Here is a 22,286-nt window from a genome sequence, read left to right on the forward strand (position 1 = left end):
CCTTTTCCATCGTACTTCGGTAGATCCTTAAAGCTAAATGTCCAATTGCCTTTTTCATCTGCTTTCACTTCTTGCGTTTTAAACTCTTTTCCATTTTGAAGCAGTTGAACCGTGATGCTTCCTGGACGCGTGTTAAATTTATTGTCGTAGTCTTCCCATACTTTCTTACCATTTACTTCTGTTGTTTCTGTATTTTTGTACGTGTTCGTGATTGTTGTTCCTTCTACTTTTGTCTCATAGCCGTCAACTTTTACTTCACTTACTGTGTATTTAATTTCGTTTCCTTGTCCATCATACTTCGGTAGATCTTTGAAGCTGAAGTTCCAATTACCTTCTTTATCTGCTTTTACTTCTTCTGTTTTAAATTCCGTTCCATTTTGAAGCAATTGTACCTTGATGCTTTCTGGGCGTTTGCCAAACTTGTTATTGTTGTCATTCCAAATCTTCGTTCCTGAAACAAATGTGGTTTTCACGTTGTTGGAAATCGGCAACTCAATCCCATTTTCAGCATCTGATTTTATTTCAAACTCTACTTTTTTCTTAGGGTCGAAATCAATATAATCTGGGGCTGAAACTTCTTGAACATAATATTTACCTGGTGGTAATTGCTCAGTTTGAACTAACCCTTTTTCATTTGTTTTATATTCGCCACCAACTTGTTCCCCCGATTCTTTATACAACTTAAACGAAACATTTGGAATTGCCTTTTCTTTATTTCCTTCGATATGTTTAAAAATCCTTAGCTTTCCTTTTGGAACTTGAACGCCATTAATACCACCACTAGCTGACATATTTTGAGTTTTGGCAGTGCCCGATTCAAACACTGGGTCTTTGTGTAAAATTTGATAATCGATCGTATAATCATTCTTAAAGTCCTCTTGAGACATTCCTGCTTCCGTTATAGTAGATGTATATTCAACTACAAAAGCGGCAAGACGTGCTCGACTCTGATTAAGCACAATTTTAAATGAGTTATCGTCATTAAAGGTAACCTTTCCATAACCTTTACTTTCCAATTGTTGCGGCGCTAATCTTTGCTTACCTAGATAATCATCAACCGTTATATAGAAACTATTTTCATTAAAAATTTGACCTTCTTGTAATTTATCAGTCACGACAATATCACGACTTAACTCTTTTTTATCGTTATTTATATTCAAGAACCAGCGTACTTCGCCCTCATTACCGCGCATGTCACCAGCTTTATAAAAAAATGGTTTCTCCCCTGTACTACCGCCACCTTTTGGGCCTGTAATTGTTACATGTTGCTTCTCTACATTTGTACCAAGATTTGTATCAATTTCTTTCTTTTGATCAGTTCCTACACCAGTAGCTGTCACGTTAAAGTTTAAATAACCTTGAATATCTTTATATCCAGTGACCTTATCATTAAATGTGCATACTACAGTACCTTGATTTACTTTACAAATACCGTAATCCTTTAACTGAATCGTTCCCTTAAATCCTTCTAATTCTGGAGGCAGTGTTAATGTAAGTGTGTCTCCTGGCTTCAACCTAACTCCATTTTTTTCACTGAAGTTTACAGATACATTTGTTGATTCTCCGGTCTGTAAATTTGTTTTACCTATCGTAAAATTATCCACAAGTCCCGCTGTATTTAACTCTTGTGCATTTGCTACTATAGGCAGTAAGCTCTGACCTATAGTAAACATAAAAATCATTATAATCGAAAAAATTGAAATTATTCTTTTTGAATTCATACGTTCACTCCTGTGAATTTTTAATATAGGTACATCCTGTACCGGTATAACAATTATTCTATGTTATTAAGATGCATTGCCTAATTCACAATAAATACTACCTTCTCTTTTTGAATCGTTCTATTGCTTAGATAGAGCAACACTTTCAACTATGGAAGTCTTCTTTACCTCTCCCATAGTTCTCAATGTCTTTGCATCTTAAAAGGGTTCTGGTGTAAAAAATGATAAACCAAGAGGAATCACCTGTTAAGCAGTTAATCCAAACAGTTAGTTGATACAAATACCCTGATTTTGGACAGACTAGTCCTGCAAATCAACTTCTTCTCTCTTCAACTGTTTGATCGCAATTGGATAAACGGGGTTCTTATCAACCATGATGATACGAGGTTTTGAGACATGAAAAGACCGCAAGGATTTCTTGAAGAATCGCTTTGCAACCTTATGATTTCTAGATTTATTCAAATAAAAACCAATCGTGTTTCCTTCAGAATCAATGGTACGATCATCCATTGTCCTTTTACTTTATATATGGTTTCGTTCACTCTCCATGAGCTATTTGTTTAAGATGACGTCGAACTTTGTTTATCAAACTCCAGCCATATTGATGTATCTATTTATGAGCCAGGAATAATCCTCGTTCCTCCATCAGTTTCATATACTTCAAAGTTTTGCAACAGAACCCAATATACCGCTAAAAACTAATATGAAGTTTAGAAATAATCCTAAGATTTTTTTTCAAATCCATACCGTTTTATGGGTAATTAAATTACTATGTAACATCTCTCCCCTCTTCACTTCAGAAATATAATACAAATTAATTTTCCTTGGTTACTAAAACTAAAGTATTTTTTTATTTCTAGACAAGAAAAATTTAATAATTAGTATCTTTAATCTGCCTCCTCTCTCAATATCTAAATACTAATTCTTAAATAAACAATATATGATTTCCATAAAAAAATATGGTAAAATTTTGTCGCGAATTGTAATATTTAGTTCTTTTATGATATTATTTTGTCTTGAATTGTACCTTACCAAAATTAACTTATGAATCTATACAGTAACTATATGAAAGTTCATCATTTAATCTAATTAAAAGGAGAAAACAATGAATAATTCCATCGACATACAATACTTGTGTGATCTCGTACATAACACTTTTAATGTACCTGTTCACATTTTATGTACAGACAAAAAAATTTTATATCATTCTATTCATAATGATGTTTGTAGTCCTTTTTATTCTTCTAAAGAAGAACATCTTAGTGAGATCTATCAAGAAAATGATCCCTACAACTTACCACTTTTCAGGAGTAACAGTTACCTTGAAAACTTCGTCCTAATTCATATAGAAAATCATGATTATATAAAAGGAACTATTATAATCGGTCCCACTAAATATCCACAGACATCGAGTGATATAGCCATTAAACTTCAAAATGAGTTTAACTCAAATGATAAGATTCAAGAAGGAATAGCCTATTTTCAGCACCTACCTAAGATTACAAAAACTACTTTAATTGATATGGGAATGTTATTACATTACATGATTTTCAATGAAAAGTTAGATAGGGGTATTGTTTTAGAAAAAAATAAATTACTAGAGGAAGTTCCATATAAAATTGTAAAACCTGATTTATATATTTTAAAACGCAAACAAAGTAATCCTGAAAATCATGTCACGGAATTTGTACATAAATATTTTTCAACAATTAAACAAGGAAATAAAAAAGAATTATTACAATATATGTATGCATTTCCACAAGAAGATAGTGGATTTGTTTTAACAGAGGATTCACTCAGAAACCAAAAAATTCTTGGAATTATTGCGATTACTCTAGCTACTCAATATGCAATAGCTGGTAACCTTCCATCAGATATTGCTTTTTCTCTTAACCTTTTGTATATACAAACCATGGAACAACTAGATAACGTGGACTCTGTAAAGCGATTGTCTGGAGATGCTTTACGTACTTTTGCAGATCGTGTGAAAGAATACAATGCCCAAAAGTATTCAAATACAATTATTAAATGTTTAAATCATATTAGTAAAAATGCTTACGATGAGTTATCTCTCAATGAACTCGCTAATCATTTGGATATTACTCCTACTTATTTATCTAAATTATTTAAAAAAGAAATGGGGATTCCTTTAAGTGAATATATTCAAAAGGAACGAATAGAGGAAGCCAAAAAATTATTAACACTCACTACATCTCCATTATCAGATGTTTGTGCTTGGCTTAACTTTAATGACCAAAGTTATTTTACAAAGGTTTTCAAAAAATATACTAACATGACCCCTAAACAGTATCGTGAACAATATACCGTAATATAAGCTTGATATCTGGTTCTGGTGCAAAAATTATAAATTTCTTAACAGCTAGTTTTATTGTAACGGAATAACACAAGTAGAAAATAACCGAACTACTTTCAAAAATACATCTTATGGAATAATCTTTTCATCCCTTTCAAAGCACTTTATAAAGCTCTATCCATAATTTTGAAACGATTTCTGTCGATTAGGTAGTTTTTTAAAAGCGTAATTAACCAACCCGAATTTCATGTCTATATGAACTCACGTTACCTCTGTAAAAATCTATATTTTTACAGAAAAGACAACTAGAGAAATTATATATGCTTCACCTATAAAAAAGTCCCCTCCACCACAAGGCAGAGGGGATCTTCTCATTCCTATTTCAAACTACCCGCAATCTCCGTAAAGATAACTCCAAGTGCATGTGCACCTGCATCTGGATAGCCTAAGCTTCTTTCACCAACTGTACCGGCGCGGCCCATGCGAGCTACGATTTCTTTCGTATACTCTGCTCCTTTAACCGCTGCTTCTGCTCCTTTTTCGAAGGCAGTTTTCATGTCTTCTTCGTTTGAAGCGCTAGCTAACCAAGAGTCTACACATGGAGCAAGTGCGTCAACAAGTGTTTTGTCACCAACTACTGCTCCTCTACCGAACGATCTTTCACCGATAGATTGTATGCCGTCAAGTGCTGCTTGCAATACTTCAGCGAATTCTTTCACTGTTAACTCACGCTTCTCGCCTGCTGCTTTACTAGCTGCGCGGAATGCGCCGCCCCAAATTGGACCAGATGCGCCTCCGCAATGTTCCATAATAATCATCGAGCAACCGTCAAGGAATGATCCGATCGTTACGTTCTCTTGATCTACAATAGAATGCCACTCACGTTTTAATTGCTTAAATCCTTTTGCGACACTCATTCCGAAATCGCCGTCACCAGCATGCGTATCTAACTCACAGAACGGTACTTCATTTTTAATAATAATATCACTCATTTTATCAACGAGATAAATCATGTTGTTTAATGTAATAACATTATCTTTTATAACAGCGTGCTCTTCCGCCGTTTCTATTTCAAAGGAAACTTCCTTCTCTTCTACATCTTCAAGCACATTCACGTACTCAATACTTTCAACTAGTCCATCTACTTTAAACGCAGGTGTGTTACATTCTTTCGATAGTAATGTTTTTAGCTCGTCATCTAATTTCATTACAGTTAAAGACATACCAGCCATATCGATACTCGTCATATAATTACCAACGAATACTCTATTAATTTTAATGTTTCTAGCAGCTAATTCTCGCGTCACGGCGTTATTAAATAAGTAAAGTTCTTGCAGTGGTGTTCCGCCAAAACCGTTAACTAGCAGCGCAATTTCTTCGCCATCTTTTACTCCTAAATCTTTCATTAGATCGTTTGTCATACGGTTAGCTAATTCATCTGCTGACAACATTTTCTCACGTTTAATTCCTGGCTCGCCGTGAATACCTACGCCGTATTCCATTTCATCTTCCGCAAGTGTGAAAGTAGGTGATCCGCTCGCTGGAACTGTACAAGACGTTAACGCTAAACCAATTGTGCGCACGTTAGCCGCTGCTTTTTCCGCGACAGCTTTCACCGCTCCTAAATCCATACCTGCTTCCGCTGCTGCACCGGCAATTTTATGAACGAGAATAACACCCGCAACGCCGCGGCGTCCTACTGTATACAAACTATCCTCTACTGCAATATCATCGTCTACTTTTACGTAGTCAACTTCAATTCCATCTTCCGTCGCTAAATGCGCTCCGTTTTTGAAATTCATAATATCGCCGCTGTAATTTTTAATGATTAATAACGTACCTTTTTTACTCGCTGTTTCTTTAATTGCTTGATATACCTGAATTTGTGAAGGAGAAGCAAACACATCTCCACACACCGCCGCATCTAACATTCCTTTTCCGACTAGTCCTGCATGCGCTGGCTCATGACCACTACCGCCGCCACTTATTAACGTTACTTTATTTTCGTTCATTTCTTTCTTCTTAATGACTTTATATTTTTTCAAAAGCTCAAGCTCTGGGTGAGCCATAACCATTCCGTTGCACATTTCCATTACTAATGTTTCTGGTTTGTTTATAATCTTTTTCATTGTGCTTCTCCCTCAATTCCTTTAATATATTGTGATATATTTGAAATCTTCTTCTTACTACTCATGTTAAAATGAAAGCGTTTTATAGTAAACGGACAAAATGGACAATCTGTCTAAAGACACCGCTCTCATTTGTAGGTAGGATTTTCATATTACTAACATTCTAGGGATGATTCAGATGACCTCTTCTATAATTTCTAAAAAGATAATCGCGAACTCATTGAAATATTTAATGGAAACAGAGTCGTTTCATAAAATATCAGTAAGCGATATTATGTTACACTGTCAAATGCGTAGACAAACTTTTTATTATCATTTTAAAGATAAATTTGAACTATTAAGCTGGATTTATAGAGAAGAAACGAAAGAAAACATTATCGACTTTCTCGACTATGAAACGTGGGAAAACATTTTCGATTTATTATTTGATTACTTTTATGAAAATCAAAAATTTTACCGAAATGCTTTTAAAGTCATTGAACAAAACTCGTTTAATCACTATTTATTTGAGCATACGAAAAACTTATATATGAAGATTATTGATGAACTATCCGTGAGCTGTGGATTCAGCCTTTCTAACGAGACAAAAAATACGATTGCCTCCTTTTATAGTCACGGCTTCGTTGGAACGATAAAGGATTGGATTGAAAGCAAATGCGAAGTAGATCCTTCCATTATGTCTTCTCTCATGAAAAATATGATCAACAATCAATTACTACTATTACTGGAGCAATCAGCAAAGTAATTAAAGGGTGGCAAAAGCAATGAAAAAGATTATGAATGATGTACAACATATCGTTCAAGATATGATGCACGGCTTTTATTTTGAACATAACGACAAAGTAAATTACGACGAAACAAACAACATCATTTATGTAAAAGATATCGACAAACTGAAGCAAGACGTCGCTATTATAAGCGGTGGTGGTAGCGGACATGAACCTGCTGATATTGGTTATGTAGGAAAAGGTATGCTGACGGCGGCCGTAAACGGCAGTATTTTCACTCCGCCTACAGTGGAACAAATTATTGCGGCAACCCGTCTCATGCCAAAAGATAAAAGTATTTTATTCATCATTAAAAACTTTAAAGATGACGTTGAAAACTTTTTAGCGGCGAAGCAAATTGCAAAAGAAGAAGGAAGACACATTGACCACATCATCGTAAATGACGACGTTTCAATTGAAGATGATGCTTCGTTTAATAAAAGAAGACGCGGCGTCGCTGGTACTGTTTTCGTTCAAAAAATACTTGGTGCGGCCGCTCTTGCAGGTCACTCTTTAGACGAATTAACAACACTTGGCCGTTCTATCACCGAAAACTTACACACATTAGGAGTCGCCCTTTCACCTGCAAACAATCCAGTGAAAGGAAAAGCTTCATTTTCATTAAACGAAGATGAAGTTTTTTATGGCGTTGGTATCCATGGCGAAAAAGGTTACCGTAAAGAAGCACTATCCTCTTCTGAAATATTAGCGATCGAACTAATGAACAAACTAAAAAGCATTTATCGCTGGAGAAAAGGCGACAACTTCGCCATTCTCATTAACGGATTAGGCGCAACTCCATTAATGGAACAATACATTTTCGCAAATGATATTCGCCGTTTATGTGAGTTGGAAGGCTTACATGTGGAGTTCGTGAAAGTTGGTACCCTTCTAACTTCTTTAGATATGAAAGGTGTTTCGCTTAGTTTGCTTAAGGTGGAGGATTTGGATTGGGTGAAGTGGTTGAAGGAAAGTACGGAAACTGCTAGTTGGTAATACAATTAAAGTATAGGTTGTTTCTTGAAATACATTTTTAAATAACTCAAAATAACAAGCAAAAAGTCCCTTCAAGGTTAAAGGGACTTTTTAGTATATAGAAATTAGCCTAAACCTAAGATTACATCTCTTGAAAGGGGGCATTTTTATGTTATTCAGGTTTATTGAGGAGCTTTTGTTTGAAGCAACTTTAACCCCATACCAATAAAAATCAGTCCTGTTATCTTATTTAGAATCATTCCTACCTTTTGGTTTCCTCTTAATTTTTTTGTAACATATGAAGAGAAATAAGCAACAAATAAACACCATAATAGTCCGGTTACTGTAAAAGTAAGTCCTAAAATGATAAAAGGCATAGGACCTGAAGCCTTTGTATCTATAAATTGCGGAAGAAACGCAATAAAGAATAAAGAGACTTTTGGATTCGTCAGACTTGTTAAAAGTCCTTGTACATATATCTTTCTAATGTTCAATTTATTGGATGAGGCCTGGAAAGCTACATTTGTCTTATCAAGTATCATTTTAATCCCTAAATATACAAGATAGATAACACCTATAACCTTAATAGTGTTAAATAGCACAATGGATTTTGTAAGTATAATAGATAAACCAAAAGCAACCAACAACGTATGAACTAAAGAACCAGTAATAATACCAAAAACAGAATACACACCTGCTTTTCTACCTTGTGAAATACTTCTTCCCACAATATACATGGTGTCTGCACCAGGAATTAAATTCAATAAAATTCCTGTTAGTAAAAACACTTCATAATTAATAATACCGTACATTCTAGCACCTCTATCTATTTTTTTGGTGCCCTTATTGATACTAAATTATATAGACGGAAAAAGAAAGTATTTTCTATTTATTCAATAAAATCAGCGAATTTTTGAATCTACAAACGAAAGCCAGCTATTAAAAAATTCAATTACTAAAGAATTCTGCCCTCAATATTACAGCAAATTCACATCAAAAATGTAAATCCTCATTTCCCTGGTACTTTCCTTTATTAAGTCTTTTTCTTATGAATAATTCTGCAACAATTAAATTGGGTACCCACGCTAACCAAGCAATAATAGCGTAACTAAGTTCAAACCGCTCTATTCCAAATAGAACGATAAACAACGGTAGCCAAATTCTTAATGTAACTGCTCCAAAGGTTAAAGAATAATTTCTAATCATCCAATTCCGATGCTCTTTAATTTCTTTATTCTTAACTCTATTTAACGCTTGATATGCTGATGTTAGCCAAAATACAGATAACAAACCGAAACCTAGCTTCGCTACCAAGCCTCCCGTAGCATAAAAGGCTAGATATAGTCCAGAAACGCCTCCTAATAATATACCAACCATATAGATTCTTCCAATTATTCGATGACGGTTGATATTCCTTTCTCTAAATTTAGTGGATAATGTAAACGGGCCAATTACTAATGCTACTATACTAGTTGTAATATGTGTAAATAGCATCATATACCAGAACACACTTAATTTAGATCCAAACATAAGCTTTACTTTTACAAGCCCTGTTTCAAATCCATCCATCATAAAATATTGGACAACAATATAACTAGCTACTAAAAAAGCAAAGCAAGTAACTACAAACCAAATTTTCCTGTTCAAATTTACTGCCTCCTTATTACATTAAGGAATTAGATTATTCATTACTGTTCATTCTAGGGAAAAATAGAAAAGCCTTCTTTAATGATCTATTCAGCACATTGTTTTTATAAACCGAATGACTTACATGGAACGACGAATAAAATATATGATATAAGTTCCTTCTTCATACATAAAAAAACCTCAAGTATATCGTTCTATACTTGAGGGGTTACTCATCTCTCATTTTCTTACATCAATAATTAGCTCATCTGTAATCTGCTCAAGATGAAAAAAACTTTTTATATAGTGGATATCAGACCATTTCTCTTCTCCACCAATAATAAATAATTCTTGCGCATCATACATAAATGAAAAGCTTGGGTAGAAACTGTCAGCCTTTATTTCAATCTCACCAGTACGATTACTGATAATCTTACAATCTGCTGAATAGCTTAATAACATATAGAGAGAATCTTGTGCTGATTGGAAGAAATACTAGAATCATTTTATAATCGAAGTCGTAGCTTACAAGTCTCCAGGATAATAAATGAACATCGCACCTACAAATGAACACACTAAACAAAAAACAGCTTCGTATTTTATGACTAAAGAAGAGTTCGTATCAAGCTTTTTTTCCTCTCTTTTCAATATCAATTTAAATAACGCTGTATATAATATTTTATATAATACATACCCAACAATTGCCCCGAGGGTATTCGTAAATAAATCATCAACATCTGTAATTCTATTATTTAGTAATTGATTTAACTCAATTGCCAATGAAAAAAAGAATCCCGCACATACGGTGTTTTTCATTTTTCTAAACTGCGGCCAAATAGTTGGTAACAAAAAACCTAACGGCATAAACAGTACAATGTTCAAAAGATACGTCGTACTACCTGCCGTATCAAATAGAGTCAAGTTGATTTGACTTACACGAATCCACGTTTCGTATCTACTTATATCCCATACAGTCGCGATCTGCGTCACTCCATATACTAGTGAAAGGTAGAATAGAAAAACATATACCCATAGAAAATGCCGAATAGATATATTGTTTTTCGCTTTAAAATAAAATCCAATTTGAAACACAATACAAAACATAATAGTAAAAAAATAAGTATACAAATAACTCATCAAAACTCCTGTATGCATGTGGAATCCCCTAACTTTACAATTTCATCTATGACTTTGTTGTTTATAGGATAGGAAAAACTTTTAAAATAAAAAGTGGGGTAAATATAAAATTTTTATTAAAATTTATGTTGGGTTTTATTATTACTCTTCTTAGGAATCCGCCATTGATAGCTAGGCAACAACATGCTTAAACTTAACAACCTTATCATTTTGCACGTAATCCTCGTAATACTTTAACCGATGAAGCATATATAAAATCATGTGAATCGTTTGTTCAGTTACAACATGAAATTAAGAAATATATGACGTACTATAATCACTCTTGCTATCAATAGAATGTAAAGAAGATGACTCCTGTTTGCATACAGAAATCATCTTTTTTAGGTTACCGATTTTTTTATAATGTCCTTTACAAAGGGTACAGATCAAGAGCACCTTCTTCCCTTAAAATCACTAAAACCCATTTACAAATCTATAAAAGTAGATATAATATCCTTATGGAACCTTTATTAATTTATAAAGCATTGTCAAATGAAACAAGATGTCAAATTTTATTATGGTTGAAAAATCCAGAAAACCATTTCGACGAAAAACCTTATCTAGAACAAGACCTTAACTTTCAAGTTGGAGTATGTGTAGGAGATATCCAGCTTAAAACTGGCTTAGCTCAATCGGTTATTTCTAGTTATTTATTAACTATGAAAAAAGCAGGCTTACTAGAGTCTGACCGAATTGGAAAATGGACCTACTATCGTCGAAACGAAAAAACAATACGAGAGTTTTCTGAATACGTACAAAACGAATTATAAAATGAAAGCTAATAATCAATCGGCATACTACTTGATTATTAGCTTTCACTCATTCTGCTTTTTTACAGGTATCCAATGACTTCTTATAAATTGCACTGCCTGTAAAAGCAAGAAACATCGAAAGGAGAAATTTTTTTAGCACATCATATCTAGTTATTTAGATATCTGTTATTGTATTTCAAATTACATACTCCTGATACTATTGGCATCCAATCATGCTTCTTTATTAATGAATTTACTTTCAAAATACTGATACGAATGGAGAGTTTTATAAATGAAAAAAGTAAATCCTTTACTTATTCTGACACTCGCAATAGGTGTGTTCGGAATTATTACTACCGAGATGGGTATTGTCGGCGTATTACCACAAATCACTGAAAAATTCGGAATTTCAACTACACAAGCTGGATTTTTAGTAAGTATATTTGCACTAGTTGTTGCTATTTCTGGTCCGTTTTTAATTCTGCTCGTCTCTAGTATGAATCGCAAAATAATTTTATTAACAGCAATTTTCACATTTGTTATTTCAAATTTAATCTACGCTTATACAACACAATTTGAAATCATGCTTGTTTTTCGTATTTTACCGGCAGCGCTTCATCCACTCTTCTTTTCAATCGCTCTTGTAACAGCTGCTAAACTTGTCCCTCCAGAAAAGAGCGGTCAAGCAGTTACAAAAGTTTTCATGGGAATTACCGTTGGCTTTGCTTTAGGTGTACCACTAACCTCTTACCTTGCAGACCAATTTTCACTCGAAATCGCTTTCTTATTCGGAGCATTCGTTAACACTCTTGCATTCATTGGAATACTACTCCTACTTCCTTCTATGCCTGTTAAAGAAAAAATGTCTTTCGGCAAACAAATTCGTATACTCGGCAAACCAGGATTATGGTTAAATATTTTAACCGTCACATTCCTTTTTGCAGCTATGTTTTCCGTATACAGCTACTTCGCTGAGTACCTTGCAAAAGTAACCTCCATGAATGGATCTCTCATCAGTATCATGCTATTCATATTTGGTATAGTTATGATTTTAGGTAATCATTTATTTGGTGGTCTTCTGCAAAAAAGTATAATAAACACTGTAATATCATTCCCTATTCTATATTCTATTGTTTACATATTGGTTTATTATTTAGGTTCCTACCTTGTTCCAATGATTTTTATCGTATTCATTTGGGGAATCGTACATGCTGGTGGATTAATTGTTGGTCAAACATGGTTAATAAGTGAAGCTAAAGAAGCACCTGAATTTGGTAACAGTCTATTCGTTTCATTCTCAAATCTCGGAATTACTTTAGGAACCACTATTGGAGGCTGGTTCATTTCAAACTTAGGTATTCACCAGCTTATTTGGAGCGGATTTATATTCACACTACTCTCATTTCTATTAATTATAATAAAACTAAAATTTTTCAATTCTAATAGCCAGGCTTCATTATCAAGCTAGTACATTTTCAGTTCCAAATTCGATAAAAAACATTATACATTCTTCTTATAAGATTTTATTAACTAAAAAGTATAATGCTCAAAGTCTTTAGCCATAATTACGACTAAAGGCTTTTTTGTATATAAAAATAATTCTAAAAGGAGCTAATTTTATGGAACATAATCAAAATGGAGTACTTGCTTTAATTGTTTTGTTTTTAGGATTAGTGTTTTTTGTTAGTGGAATGGTTTATCATTTATGGGGTTCTTTTTAATCGTATGATTGTAATCACTCATAAATAGCCTCACGTATATCGTTCCTTTATTAATTTCAACGTTTAGACAGATACATAATTCCAAAACTAAAACGTGTATTGCAATTATCGATATGGAACATTTTCAAAAAAAACTTAACATGGTAAAATAATATTAGGACGGGAGTCCAATATTATTAAAATTAAGATGGTTCAAGTCGGAGAAAGGCACCTTAGGGTGTCTTTTCTTTATTTTCAAAAGGACCTGCTCAATTATTGTGTAAAAAACATAAAGTACGTTGAATCCATTAAAATACATGAGTGACCCCTTGTTTTCCCCTCTTATTAAAGGAGGAACTATTATGGGATTTGGTGGTAGTTGTAGTAGTGGTTGTGGCGGCGGCTTTGCTTTACTAGTTGTATTGTTTATTTTATTAATCATTGTTGGAGCTTCTTGCTTCTGCTAAAAAACTATCGGAAAAGACACTCTTATATGGGTGTCTTTTCTTTGTAATAAAAAGCTCTCTATAAAGGAAAGTTTTTAGGTTTTTGCATTCAAATCATCCAAATTAGTTATTTACACAGCACTTTATTCCTTCTCATCCCTCATACTGTAATACCCCAAATTAATAATAATCAAGAAATACCCACCCATAATTCCAGCTGCAAATGTCCACATGAATTCATGGTGTTCAATTTCATACATAATAATCGCGCCGAGTATGGCGGCTGCAAACCGATTCATCATGCCAAGCATTGGTGCTTTTTCTTTTTTTACGATGCTATTTCCGAACTTTTCGATACGCCTTCCTAAAATCCAGGCGCAGTACATACTAACTAACAGGCCGATGCTTATCCCTACAAACTGTGCTCGAAAAGGTGTCAGCAACCATCCCAATAACATCACGCCTAGCAAACAATATATTTGTATGTTGAATGATCTTAATGCCATACGAATCATGTTCTGCTCCTTATCTTTCTTATTATATTTTCGTATTATCAATCCCATCTCTCGGACTTCAAGCTTTCCGATATATCTTTTTTAAAATGGGGGAATTTGATTTTGCTCACCATTAAATAAGCGAGTACGCATGTGCCAAATGCCACGGAAACTGGGTTGTTTAGAAGGCATAAAATAAGGAGACACATTGCCGCAAATGGAATGGGCATTCCGATGAATGTTGGGAGTTTGCTTTGTTGTGTATTAAATCTAGCAAGCCGCAGCATTCCGCAAATACTATAAGCGAGCGCACATATCATCCCGATAGACTGCAAATCTTTTAAAGCGACACTATATGCAAGAATAGATGGTGCCACACCGAAGGTCACTAAATCTGCAAATGAGTCTAACTCTCCGCCTATTTCCGAAACAGCATCCAGTTTCCGAGCGACCATACCATCAAACAGATCAAATACCATACCTGTAATAATGAACATAACTGCACCATGCATATCGTGAACGAAAACAGCGTGAATAGCCAACAGCCCACACACAAAATTTGCTATCGTAATCATATTTGGTATGTAACTCATCACACGCTTCTCCTCCTTTCTACTAATTGCTTCAACTTGCTTCTTACTCATTAGACTCAAGTTCCTTCTGTTTTTCTTCCAATATCACTTTATTTATTTTCGTTAACGTATCAGTCATTTGCTGCAAAGCTCCGATATCAATTTTCGAGAAATATTTCTCAATCAATACATCATCTAACTCAGACAATCTTTTGATATATTTACTACCATTTGGACCGATCGTAAGGAAATACTCCCGTTTATTGTTAGGATTCACTTGTTTCGAAATCATCTGTTGCTTTTCCAATTTCGATAAAACTTGGCTCACAGCACTTTTCGTTACATTAAAAGTACTCGCAATATTATTTGCTGTCGTGTTTTCATTTAAATTAATATGAAATAGCATGCTCTCTTGCTGCCCAGTAAGACCGAACTCATCCTTTAAATCTTGAAATAATAAAATGTAAAGTTCCGTGTAGGCTCGATTCATTTCATTAATTACTTCTTTATACGATTTAGTCATAGCGTTCTTCCTCCATGCTGTTATTTCGTTGTAATAGTTTAGTTCACTTAACTAAACTATATTATACCTTTATGTTCGTGTAAAGGGAAATATCGCTCCGTACTTTATTCACAATGAAAAAAAGAAGACATCAATTAAGATGTCTCCCTTTCATACTCAAGACTCCAAACTCTTACCATTCGTCTTAATTACTTCCTTATACCAATCGAAGCTTTTCTTCTTCGATCTTTTTAATGAACCTTTTCCTTCATTATCTTTATCAACGTATATATATCCGTAACGTTTTTTCATTTCTCCAGTCGAAGCACTTACAAGGTCAATTGGGCCCCAGCTTGTATATCCGATAATATCTACTCCATCTTGGATGGCTTCGGACATTTCAATCATATGTTTTTGTAAGTAATCAATACGGTATTCATCATTCACTTCTTCTTCACCATTTAATTGATCGATTGCACCGAGACCATTTTCAACAACAAATAACGGTTTTTGGTAACGATCGTACAGTTGGTTTGCTGTAATACGGAAGCCTTTCGAGTCAATCGTCCATCCCCACTCTGATTTTTCAAGGTATGGATTTTCAACAGAACCGAATACATTTCCGCTCGTTATGCTTTTTAACACTTCTGGATCTGTACTTGTTGCTCGGCTTGAATAGTAGCTAAAGCCAATATAATCAACTGTATGCTCTTTTAAAATTTCCTCATCTTCTTTTTCCATTTCAATTGTTACATTATTATCCTTAAAGAAGCGTTTTGCGTATCCAGGATATGCTCCTCTTGCTTGTACATCAATGAAGAAGAATGATTCACGGTCTTGTTCCATTGCACGAAGTACATCATCTGGATTACATGTGTACGGATACGTCGCACCAGCAGCAAGCATACAACCGATTTTTGCATCTGGAATGATTTCATGACATGCTTTTACAGCTAACGCACTTGCGACAAGTTGGTGATGCGCTGCTTGATACTGAATTTGTTTTTTGTTATCCCCTTCTTTAAACGCTAGACCTGCTCCCATGAAAGGTAAATGTAAAAGCATATTAATTTCATTAAACGTCATCCAATATTTCACTTTATCTTTATATCTATTAAAGATCGTTTTTGCGTACGTCTCGAAGAAGTTTACAAGCTTTCTACTTCTCCAGCTTCCATACTTTTCTACTAAATGAACAGGTACATCGAAGTGAGCCATCGTAACAACTGGTTCAATACCGTGCTTTAACAGTTCATCAAACAAATTATCATAAAACTGTAATCCTGCTTCATTTGGCTTTTCATCTTCACCACTTGGGAAAATACGCGTCCACGCAATCGATACACGTAACGCTTTAAATCCCATTTCTGCAAACAACGCAACATCTTCTTTATAACGATGGTAAAAATCAATCGCTTCATGTGATGGATAAAACTCCCCTTCTACCGGTGTAAAAGAATGAATATTTCCTTTCATAATATCCCAACGATTTTCACCAGTTGGTAATAGATCAACCGTCGTTAATCCTTTTCCGTCTTCTACATATGCGCCTTCAACTTGATTGGCTGCAGTTGCTCCACCCCATAAAAATCCTTTTGGAAAATTAACTTTAGACATATAGAAAAACTCCTTTATATAAGAATGAACGAGGAAAGGCATTGTAAGTTTTAAAGAATACCTTTCTTCGTTTGAACCTGTATGAAATGTAACTACTATTTAACTCCTAACTTTAGTAAGGAATCTCCTGCTTGAATCTTTTCTATTTCCGTTTTTTTGATACTATATTTATCATAATTTGTAACAACAACTGGTGTTGTCACAATATAACCCGCCTTTTGAATTTCAGCTATATTAAACTCAATAAGTAATTGCCCTTTTTCTACTCTTGCTCCTTGTTCAATATGAGAAGAGAAAAATTCGCCATTTAATTTCACAGTATCCATTCCAATATGGATTAAAATTTCAGCACCTGAATCCGCCGTAATTCCTACCGCATGGTTCGTCGGGAACAGCGCAGAAATCGTACCTGAAACCGGTGAAAACAACTTTCCTTCTGAAGGCTCAATCGCAACTCCTTCACCTAGCGCACCTGATGCAAATGCAGCATCGTCAATATTTTGAAGCGGCATAACGGCGCCATAGAAAGGACTAAAGATTACTTCATCATCGTTTGATGCAGCGATTTTATTAATTGTTTCAGCTGTTTCTGTAGATGTTTGTTTTTTCGTAAAACCAAATAAGTAAGTCAGAATAAAACCTACCATTAAAGAAACAACCAGCGAAACAATTGCTCCCCAAAATCCAGCTGTAATCCCATCTTTCGGACTAATAAACGTCGGAAGCGTAAATATACCAAGTCCGCCTGTCATATAAGCTTGTGTGCCAAATACACCAAGTATTGCGCCGCCAATTCCTCCAGCAATACAGCTCATAATAAACGGCTTTTTAAGAGGAAGTGTAATCCCATAAATCGCCGGCTCTGTAACACCGAAAATACCTGAAATAAAAGCTGGAATACTAAGTGTTTTTAATTTCTTGTCTTTCGTTTTCACCCAAACCCCAAGCACAGCACCAATTTGAGCAAATGAAGCAGCAAATATAAGTGCTAATATCGGATCAACACCATTTACCGCTAAATTGTTATAGCCAATCGGAACAACGCCCCAATGAAGGCCAAATATGACAAGTACTTGCCAGAAAGCACCGAGTAAAGCACCCGCTACTAATGGGCTTGCATGATAAACCCAAAGCGTCGCCTGCCCTAAAAACTGCCCTGCCCATGTCGCAATTGGGCCAATAACGAGAAATGTAACTGGTACAACGATTAATAATGTGAAGAATGGTAATAAAAATGTTTTCACAACATCCGGAATAACTTGCTTTAAAGACTGTTCTACTTTCGCTCCAAAATAAGCAGCGAGAATAATTGGAATAACGGATGATGCATAGTTCATTAAAATAACTGGTATTCCTAAAAACGTAATATGAATTGGTGATTCAAACATCGTCCCTGCAAATAACGTATATAATGGCTCACTTGCTTTTAAACCTAATAAAGCTGGATAAACTAGAGCTCCTCCAATTGCCATACCGATGAATGGTGATCCCCCGAATTTCTTACTTGCTGTATATCCAAGGAAGATCGGGAAGAAATAAAATAACGAATCGCCGACTGCATTTAATATTTGATACGTTCCTGACTGTGTACTTAACCAGCCTAACGCTACAAATAATGCATTAAATCCTTTAATCATCCCTGTTGCAGCTAACACTCCTAAAATAGGAGTGAAAATGCTAGAAAGAATATCTATAAGACTACTCTTTTTCTTCTCGCTCGTAGTTTCTTCCTCAGCTTCTTGAAACCCTCCAGCAGCAATAACTGCTTTGTATACGTCAGATACATGGTTACCAATTACAACTTGATATTGTCCGCCGCTTTTCATAACAGTCACAACATCTTCCATACTTTTCAGTACTTCTGTATTTGCTTTCCCCTCATCCTTTAACTGAAATCGCAAGCGAGTTATACAATGTACAACGCTATGTATATTTTCTCTCCCGCCAACATTCTTCAGTATATCTTTTGCTAATTTTTCATACTTCATCGTAACTTTCCCTCCCTATAATCATCCCATTTGTTATTTTTTAGAAAAGAAAAAACCTAAACTAACCATAACGGCGTGATACATACGAATCACTCCATTACAAGTCAATTTAGGTTTTGCCTGCCAAACAGTAACAATCCCGTTTATTCAATTACATAATTCGTTGCGTTTCGTTACACGATGAATGTGCAACGTCAAGTACACCTTTTCATCTTTTGAAAGATGACTATTATGTGCTTTTCGTAAGTATGCTTCAATTTTTTCTGTACAACAATATGCCTCTTCATACTTACTTTTCACTTGCTCGTATAAAAAATCATCATCAGCCGAGTTCAATTCCTTCTGCATTAAACGCTGCGCAAAATATCGTAAATGCGTTACAAACCGGCTATAATTAAATGAACTTTCATCTAAGTTCATCTTATAGTGGTACTTTACAACATTTAAAATATCTTGGACGATTTTCGTCATCGCTACCGTTTGTTGCATCGCCGGCTCTCCTTGCTGCGCATTAACGAAATGTAGTGCAATTGACCCTGCTTCATCTTCAGAAAGTCTAAGCCCAGTCTCTTCTTCAATTATGTTCAAAGCTTGTAGACCAATTTCAAACTCTTTCTGATAGAACCTCTTAATCTCCCAAAGCAAAGTATTTTTAAGATCCATTCCTTCTTTATGCCGAGTTAAGGCAAAACTTAAGTGATCCGTTAATGTAAGATAAATATAATCACTTAAAGTCCCCGGCAAAGCTGTCTTAGCAAACTGAATAATTCTCTCTGTAATCTCTAAATTTTCTACAGGAATTTCAGTTAGCAACCTAGCAAGTTTCTCTGATAATTCTCTTGTTTCTAGCACAAAAGTCTTTTCTACCTTAGATTCATCAATCGTATCGCCTACTTTTTTCTGAAATCCCAAACCTCTGCCCATCAGTACAACTTCTGTCTCAGTATCCTTCATCGTACAAACAACATTGTTATTTAAGATTTTATGGATTCTCATATTGTTCCGCCTTCTTCTTCTTAAAGTCACAAAAGGTAATAAAAAAACCTAAACTGATTCCAAAAGCCACACTACACCCGTAGCCTCTAGATCAATTTAGGTTTTGCCTGCCGAACAGTAACAATCCTTTTACTTATTAACTTACCTTTATTATACACAAAGAGTAAGCGGTTGCAATGATAAATTATTGAATATTTTTTTACAAAGAACAATACTATCTATTTATCAACTGTTGCTTACATTCATTACAAGACTAGTTATATACATCATTATATTTTACAATTACTATAGGTAATATATATTTCTCACTACATGTACCATTCTGAATAATCAAACATAATTATCGATAAAATTCCATATAGACCCATTAATGGTTAAAATGTTATAATAGAACTACCCTACATAGTTACTCATATTTAACTTGAGGAACTAGCGTCTTATTAAGCAATGCGCATAACTCAAATAAAAAAGACACTTTGAAGTGTCTTTTTTATTTATATTCTCATAGGAAGTATCTCTTTTGTACACAAAATCTATCAAATGAAAAAGGAGACTATCATATGGAGCATCCTGTAGCAAGAGAACTGCGGTTCATACGTGTATGCCTTATTATCTTAATCCTTGTCATTGCATTTTGGGATCGTGAGAAAACTGTGGATATCACTGACCATGGTAGTGATCCTAGCTTAAACATTAGCAATATGACCCAAGTTGGTGATAATACATTTGCTTATAAAGACGAATCCAATCAAATTAAAATATTTAAGTTTGACCCGGATACAAATGAAATAAAACTAATAAAAGAATTTTACGCTAGCGAATATTAATTATATAAAGGCACCTTAAGGTGTCTTTTTTTATTTTCAAAAGGACCTGCTCACGTTTATACGTCAAAACATAAAGTAAATGGAATCCGTTAAAAAAACACGAGTGACCCTTTGTTTTTCCCCTCTTATTAAAGGAGGAACTATTATGGGATTTGGTGGTAGTTGCGGCGGAGGCTGCGGTTTTGCTGGAGGATTTGCATTATTAGTTGTGTTATTCATTTTATTAATCATCGTTGGAGCTTCTTGCTTCTGCTAAGGCTAAACAAACTATCGGAAAAGACACTCTTATATGGGTGTCTTTTCTTTGTAAACTAAAAAGTATGAGAATCCGATCCTTTAGCCATAATTACGACTAAAGGCTTTTTGTATATAACTAAAAAATGAGCTGACTATATGGAACATAATAAAAACGGAATGCTTGCTTTAATCGTTCTGTTTGCAGGACTAGCATTTTTTTGTTATCGGCATGGTTTATCATTTATGGGGAACTGTTTAAAAATAAGTAGTACTTCATTTAGAAGAAATTCAGAAGCAACATCCTGGACTCCATCTCATTAAACACTAATAACCATTTCCCTAGTTATGTAACCCCTCTCTTATGCTTGAGAGGTTTCTACTTTAACACAATTATAAAAAAAGGCCCCATCACTGGGGCACTCAAAAAATAATATAAGTAAATGAATTAAAACAAATAACAGACAACTAAAATATATACAATAAACATTATATAATCTATATATATGCAATATTACATAAAAATATTTATTATTACATGCTATACTAAAACAGGAGTCGACAATCGTTATTTTCTTCTTATTTTTAAAGCAATATGGATATATCTTCTTAACTTCATTTGGATTGTACAAGCAAAAGAAGACATCGTAATCGATGTCTTCTTTTCTTATACTTTTATGAATTTTTTTGCGAAGATGCTCTCCAAGCACGAAAAGATGTTGGGCGTCCAGAATGAGCTCTTTGCTTTGCAGCAGCTGATTTTTCTTCAATATTCATTGGTTTTTCTTCAATAGTCGCTGGTTTTTCTTCCATAATCACTGATTTTTCTTCAAGAATAGTCACAGCTGTTTGCATTTTTTCCAACTGTTCTTTTAAAGCTTGCTGTTCAATCTTTAAATCCGTAAGTAATCGTAAAATCATTTCAGAATTGGCCATAAAGATCCTCCTTCCCCCAATACACAGAATAAAATACAATATGTCATCAGCATAATACCCGTGACAAAAATAAGGTCGTCAATTCTCATTAAATCTAAGCACTTTTTATTTTTCAAAAGGACCTGCTCAAGTTTATCCGTAAAAACATAAAGTACATTAAATCCATTAATTAATGGTCTTTATGGAAGGAGGAGTTAATATGGGCTATGGCGGTAGTTGTGGTGGAGGCTGCGGTTTCGGCGGCGGATTCGCTTTACTTGTTGTACTCTTTATCTTATTAATCATCGTTGGCGCTAGCTGTTGGGGCGGCGGATTCGGCTGCTAATAAGAGGCACTCTTGAGAGTGTCTTTTTTTGTATTTTTTGATGTACAACCCCTTCGCATTGGTAGTTTATCAACATTAATAGTTAGAAAATAGTATCCTCGAAATTCGCACATTTTAAAATTGACATAGCACTTCATGCACCATATACTGTTAACAACAGTATACTGTCATTAACAGTATATATCCTAA

General features: G+C 34.5%; 22 protein-coding genes and 2 pseudogenes. 10 read left to right on the forward strand and 14 right to left on the reverse strand.

Annotated features, from left to right (window positions below; genetic code table 11):
• Both MR113_RS22175 and MR113_RS22180 read right to left on the reverse strand, forming a co-directional pair.
• Nucleotides 1–1,721: Cna B-type domain-containing protein (locus MR113_RS22175; RefSeq protein ID WP_242256890.1), on the reverse strand; the 1,721-nt coding region annotated here is incomplete at its 3' end.
• Nucleotides 1,722–2,039: 318 nt separating this feature from the next.
• Nucleotides 2,040–2,376 (reverse strand): annotated as a pseudogene (locus tag MR113_RS22180) (DDE-type integrase/transposase/recombinase); the annotation flags it as partial.
• 450 nt (nucleotides 2,377–2,826) lie between these two features.
• On the opposite strand from MR113_RS22180, the gene MR113_RS22185 reads away from it, so the two are divergent.
• The gene (locus MR113_RS22185) at nucleotides 2,827–4,056 is read left to right on the forward strand and encodes a helix-turn-helix domain-containing protein (RefSeq protein WP_098884239.1); all 1,230 of its coding nucleotides are present in this window, start codon (nucleotides 2,827–2,829) and stop codon (nucleotides 4,054–4,056) included.
• A gap of 356 nt (nucleotides 4,057–4,412) precedes the next feature.
• Here MR113_RS22185 and dhaK read toward each other — a convergent pair whose 3' ends face one another.
• The gene (gene dhaK / locus MR113_RS22190; protein ID WP_242256891.1) at nucleotides 4,413–6,164 is read right to left on the reverse strand and encodes a dihydroxyacetone kinase subunit DhaK; all 1,752 of its coding nucleotides are present in this window, start codon (nucleotides 6,162–6,164) and stop codon (nucleotides 4,413–4,415) included.
• 178 nt (nucleotides 6,165–6,342) lie between these two features.
• On the opposite strand from dhaK, the gene dhaS reads away from it, so the two are divergent.
• The gene (gene dhaS, locus MR113_RS22195; protein WP_000204226.1) at nucleotides 6,343–6,909 is read left to right on the forward strand and encodes a dihydroxyacetone kinase transcriptional activator DhaS; all 567 of its coding nucleotides are present in this window, start codon (nucleotides 6,343–6,345) and stop codon (nucleotides 6,907–6,909) included.
• 19 nt (nucleotides 6,910–6,928) lie between these two features.
• Nucleotides 6,929–7,927, forward strand: coding sequence for a DhaKLM operon coactivator DhaQ (gene dhaQ / locus MR113_RS22200; protein ID WP_242256892.1), 999 nt, complete (start codon nucleotides 6,929–6,931; stop codon nucleotides 7,925–7,927).
• A gap of 161 nt (nucleotides 7,928–8,088) precedes the next feature.
• Here the strand turns inward: dhaQ and MR113_RS22205 are convergent, their stop codons facing one another.
• From MR113_RS22205 to MR113_RS22220, 4 genes are all read right to left on the reverse strand, one after another.
• Nucleotides 8,089–8,718: a LysE family translocator gene (locus MR113_RS22205; RefSeq protein ID WP_042513157.1), complete on the reverse strand. Its 630-nt coding sequence runs from the start codon at nucleotides 8,716–8,718 to the stop codon at nucleotides 8,089–8,091.
• A gap of 181 nt (nucleotides 8,719–8,899) precedes the next feature.
• On the reverse strand, nucleotides 8,900–9,553 hold the full coding sequence (locus tag MR113_RS22210; protein ID WP_242256893.1) for a DUF2306 domain-containing protein: 654 nt from the start codon (nucleotides 9,551–9,553) through the stop codon (nucleotides 8,900–8,902).
• A 219-nt stretch (nucleotides 9,554–9,772) separates the two neighbouring features.
• Nucleotides 9,773–9,994: a hypothetical protein gene (locus MR113_RS22215; RefSeq protein ID WP_396022496.1), complete on the reverse strand. Its 222-nt coding sequence runs from the start codon at nucleotides 9,992–9,994 to the stop codon at nucleotides 9,773–9,775.
• Nucleotides 9,995–10,057: 63 nt separating this feature from the next.
• Nucleotides 10,058–10,687: a VanZ family protein gene (locus MR113_RS22220; protein ID WP_242256894.1), complete on the reverse strand. Its 630-nt coding sequence runs from the start codon at nucleotides 10,685–10,687 to the stop codon at nucleotides 10,058–10,060.
• Nucleotides 10,688–10,902: 215 nt separating this feature from the next.
• On the opposite strand from MR113_RS22220, the pseudogene MR113_RS22225 reads away from it, so the two are divergent.
• The 4 genes and pseudogenes from MR113_RS22225 to MR113_RS22240 all read left to right on the forward strand — a co-directional run.
• Nucleotides 10,903–11,004 (forward strand): annotated as a pseudogene (locus tag MR113_RS22225) (TetR family transcriptional regulator); the annotation flags it as partial.
• 162 nt (nucleotides 11,005–11,166) lie between these two features.
• Nucleotides 11,167–11,478: an ArsR/SmtB family transcription factor gene (locus MR113_RS22230; protein WP_242256895.1), complete on the forward strand. Its 312-nt coding sequence runs from the start codon at nucleotides 11,167–11,169 to the stop codon at nucleotides 11,476–11,478.
• Between the two features lie 274 nt (nucleotides 11,479–11,752).
• Nucleotides 11,753–12,928 (forward strand): MFS transporter, encoded by a 1,176-nt coding sequence (locus tag MR113_RS22235; protein ID WP_242256896.1) that lies wholly within the window; start codon nucleotides 11,753–11,755, stop codon nucleotides 12,926–12,928.
• 594 nt (nucleotides 12,929–13,522) lie between these two features.
• A complete protein-coding gene (locus MR113_RS22240; RefSeq protein WP_000505689.1) occupies nucleotides 13,523–13,627 on the forward strand; it encodes a YjcZ family sporulation protein in 105 nt (34 codons plus the stop codon).
• Nucleotides 13,628–13,749: 122 nt separating this feature from the next.
• On the opposite strand, the gene MR113_RS22245 is transcribed toward MR113_RS22240, so the two are convergent.
• The 6 genes from MR113_RS22245 to licT form a co-directional block, all read right to left on the reverse strand.
• Nucleotides 13,750–14,121, reverse strand: a complete 372-nt coding sequence (locus MR113_RS22245; protein ID WP_242256902.1) for an ATP synthase subunit I — start codon at nucleotides 14,119–14,121, stop codon at nucleotides 13,750–13,752.
• Nucleotides 14,122–14,159: 38 nt separating this feature from the next.
• Nucleotides 14,160–14,744: a CDP-diacylglycerol--serine O-phosphatidyltransferase gene (gene pssA / locus MR113_RS22250; RefSeq protein ID WP_242256903.1), complete on the reverse strand. Its 585-nt coding sequence runs from the start codon at nucleotides 14,742–14,744 to the stop codon at nucleotides 14,160–14,162.
• Nucleotides 14,737–15,195, reverse strand: a complete 459-nt coding sequence (locus MR113_RS22255) for a MarR family winged helix-turn-helix transcriptional regulator (protein ID WP_242256897.1) — start codon at nucleotides 15,193–15,195, stop codon at nucleotides 14,737–14,739. Before MR113_RS22255 ends, pssA begins: the two co-directional genes overlap by 8 nt.
• 156 nt (nucleotides 15,196–15,351) lie before the next feature.
• Complete coding sequence (locus MR113_RS22260; protein ID WP_242256898.1) at nucleotides 15,352–16,791, reverse strand: 6-phospho-beta-glucosidase; 1,440 nt, start codon at nucleotides 16,789–16,791, stop codon at nucleotides 15,352–15,354.
• 95 nt (nucleotides 16,792–16,886) lie between these two features.
• Nucleotides 16,887–18,779: a beta-glucoside-specific PTS transporter subunit IIABC gene (locus tag MR113_RS22265; protein WP_242256899.1), complete on the reverse strand. Its 1,893-nt coding sequence runs from the start codon at nucleotides 18,777–18,779 to the stop codon at nucleotides 16,887–16,889.
• Between the two features lie 147 nt (nucleotides 18,780–18,926).
• Nucleotides 18,927–19,775 carry a BglG family transcription antiterminator LicT gene (licT, locus tag MR113_RS22270; RefSeq protein ID WP_242256900.1) on the reverse strand — a complete coding sequence of 283 codons (849 nt, stop codon included), beginning with the start codon at nucleotides 19,773–19,775 and terminating at the stop codon, nucleotides 18,927–18,929.
• Between the two features lie 560 nt (nucleotides 19,776–20,335).
• Here licT and MR113_RS22275 point away from each other — a divergent pair.
• Both MR113_RS22275 and MR113_RS22280 read left to right on the forward strand, forming a co-directional pair.
• Nucleotides 20,336–20,602 carry a YmzC family protein gene (locus tag MR113_RS22275; protein WP_098884249.1) on the forward strand — a complete coding sequence of 89 codons (267 nt, stop codon included), beginning with the start codon at nucleotides 20,336–20,338 and terminating at the stop codon, nucleotides 20,600–20,602.
• Between the two features lie 145 nt (nucleotides 20,603–20,747).
• Complete coding sequence (locus MR113_RS22280) at nucleotides 20,748–20,858, forward strand: YjcZ family sporulation protein (protein WP_000505681.1); 111 nt, start codon at nucleotides 20,748–20,750, stop codon at nucleotides 20,856–20,858.
• A gap of 653 nt (nucleotides 20,859–21,511) precedes the next feature.
• Here MR113_RS22280 and MR113_RS22285 read toward each other — a convergent pair.
• Nucleotides 21,512–21,772, reverse strand: coding sequence for a hypothetical protein (locus MR113_RS22285; RefSeq protein ID WP_242256901.1), 261 nt, complete (start codon nucleotides 21,770–21,772; stop codon nucleotides 21,512–21,514).
• A 199-nt stretch (nucleotides 21,773–21,971) separates the two neighbouring features.
• Between MR113_RS22285 and MR113_RS22290 the strand changes: the two genes are divergently transcribed.
• A complete protein-coding gene (locus tag MR113_RS22290) occupies nucleotides 21,972–22,097 on the forward strand; it encodes a YjcZ family sporulation protein (RefSeq protein WP_000540377.1) in 126 nt (41 codons plus the stop codon).
• Nucleotides 22,098–22,286: the final 189 nt, after the last annotated feature.

The organism is Bacillus cereus group sp. BfR-BA-01379 (genome assembly GCF_022663605.1).
In the GTDB taxonomy this organism is placed as follows: Bacteria; Bacillota; Bacilli; order Bacillales; family Bacillaceae_G; genus Bacillus_A; species Bacillus_A mobilis.

Coding starts and splice junctions, on each gene's coding strand:
- MR113_RS22185 (WP_098884239.1), top strand. CDS start 2,827: ATGAATAATTCCATCGACATACAATACTTGTGTGATCTCGTACATAAC.
- dhaK (WP_242256891.1), bottom strand. CDS start 6,164: ATGAAAAAGATTATAAACAAACCAGAAACATTAGTAATGGAAATGTGC.
- dhaS (WP_000204226.1), top strand. CDS start 6,343: ATGACCTCTTCTATAATTTCTAAAAAGATAATCGCGAACTCATTGAAA.
- dhaQ (WP_242256892.1), top strand. CDS start 6,929: ATGAAAAAGATTATGAATGATGTACAACATATCGTTCAAGATATGATG.
- MR113_RS22205 (WP_042513157.1), bottom strand. CDS start 8,718: ATGTACGGTATTATTAATTATGAAGTGTTTTTACTAACAGGAATTTTA.
- MR113_RS22215 (WP_396022496.1), bottom strand. CDS start 9,994: ATGTTATTAAGCTATTCAGCAGATTGTAAGATTATCAGTAATCGTACT.
- MR113_RS22220 (WP_242256894.1), bottom strand. CDS start 10,687: ATGCATACAGGAGTTTTGATGAGTTATTTGTATACTTATTTTTTTACT.
- MR113_RS22230 (WP_242256895.1), top strand. CDS start 11,167: ATGGAACCTTTATTAATTTATAAAGCATTGTCAAATGAAACAAGATGT.
- MR113_RS22235 (WP_242256896.1), top strand. CDS start 11,753: ATGAAAAAAGTAAATCCTTTACTTATTCTGACACTCGCAATAGGTGTG.
- MR113_RS22240 (WP_000505689.1), top strand. CDS start 13,523: ATGGGATTTGGTGGTAGTTGTAGTAGTGGTTGTGGCGGCGGCTTTGCT.
- MR113_RS22245 (WP_242256902.1), bottom strand. CDS start 14,121: ATGATTCGTATGGCATTAAGATCATTCAACATACAAATATATTGTTTG.
- pssA (WP_242256903.1), bottom strand. CDS start 14,744: ATGAGTAAGAAGCAAGTTGAAGCAATTAGTAGAAAGGAGGAGAAGCGT.
- MR113_RS22255 (WP_242256897.1), bottom strand. CDS start 15,195: ATGACTAAATCGTATAAAGAAGTAATTAATGAAATGAATCGAGCCTAC.
- MR113_RS22260 (WP_242256898.1), bottom strand. CDS start 16,791: ATGTCTAAAGTTAATTTTCCAAAAGGATTTTTATGGGGTGGAGCAACT.
- MR113_RS22265 (WP_242256899.1), bottom strand. CDS start 18,779: ATGAAGTATGAAAAATTAGCAAAAGATATACTGAAGAATGTTGGCGGG.
- licT (WP_242256900.1), bottom strand. CDS start 19,775: ATGAGAATCCATAAAATCTTAAATAACAATGTTGTTTGTACGATGAAG.
- MR113_RS22275 (WP_098884249.1), top strand. CDS start 20,336: ATGGAGCATCCTGTAGCAAGAGAACTGCGGTTCATACGTGTATGCCTT.
- MR113_RS22280 (WP_000505681.1), top strand. CDS start 20,748: ATGGGATTTGGTGGTAGTTGCGGCGGAGGCTGCGGTTTTGCTGGAGGA.
- MR113_RS22285 (WP_242256901.1), bottom strand. CDS start 21,772: ATGGCCAATTCTGAAATGATTTTACGATTACTTACGGATTTAAAGATT.
- MR113_RS22290 (WP_000540377.1), top strand. CDS start 21,972: ATGGGCTATGGCGGTAGTTGTGGTGGAGGCTGCGGTTTCGGCGGCGGA.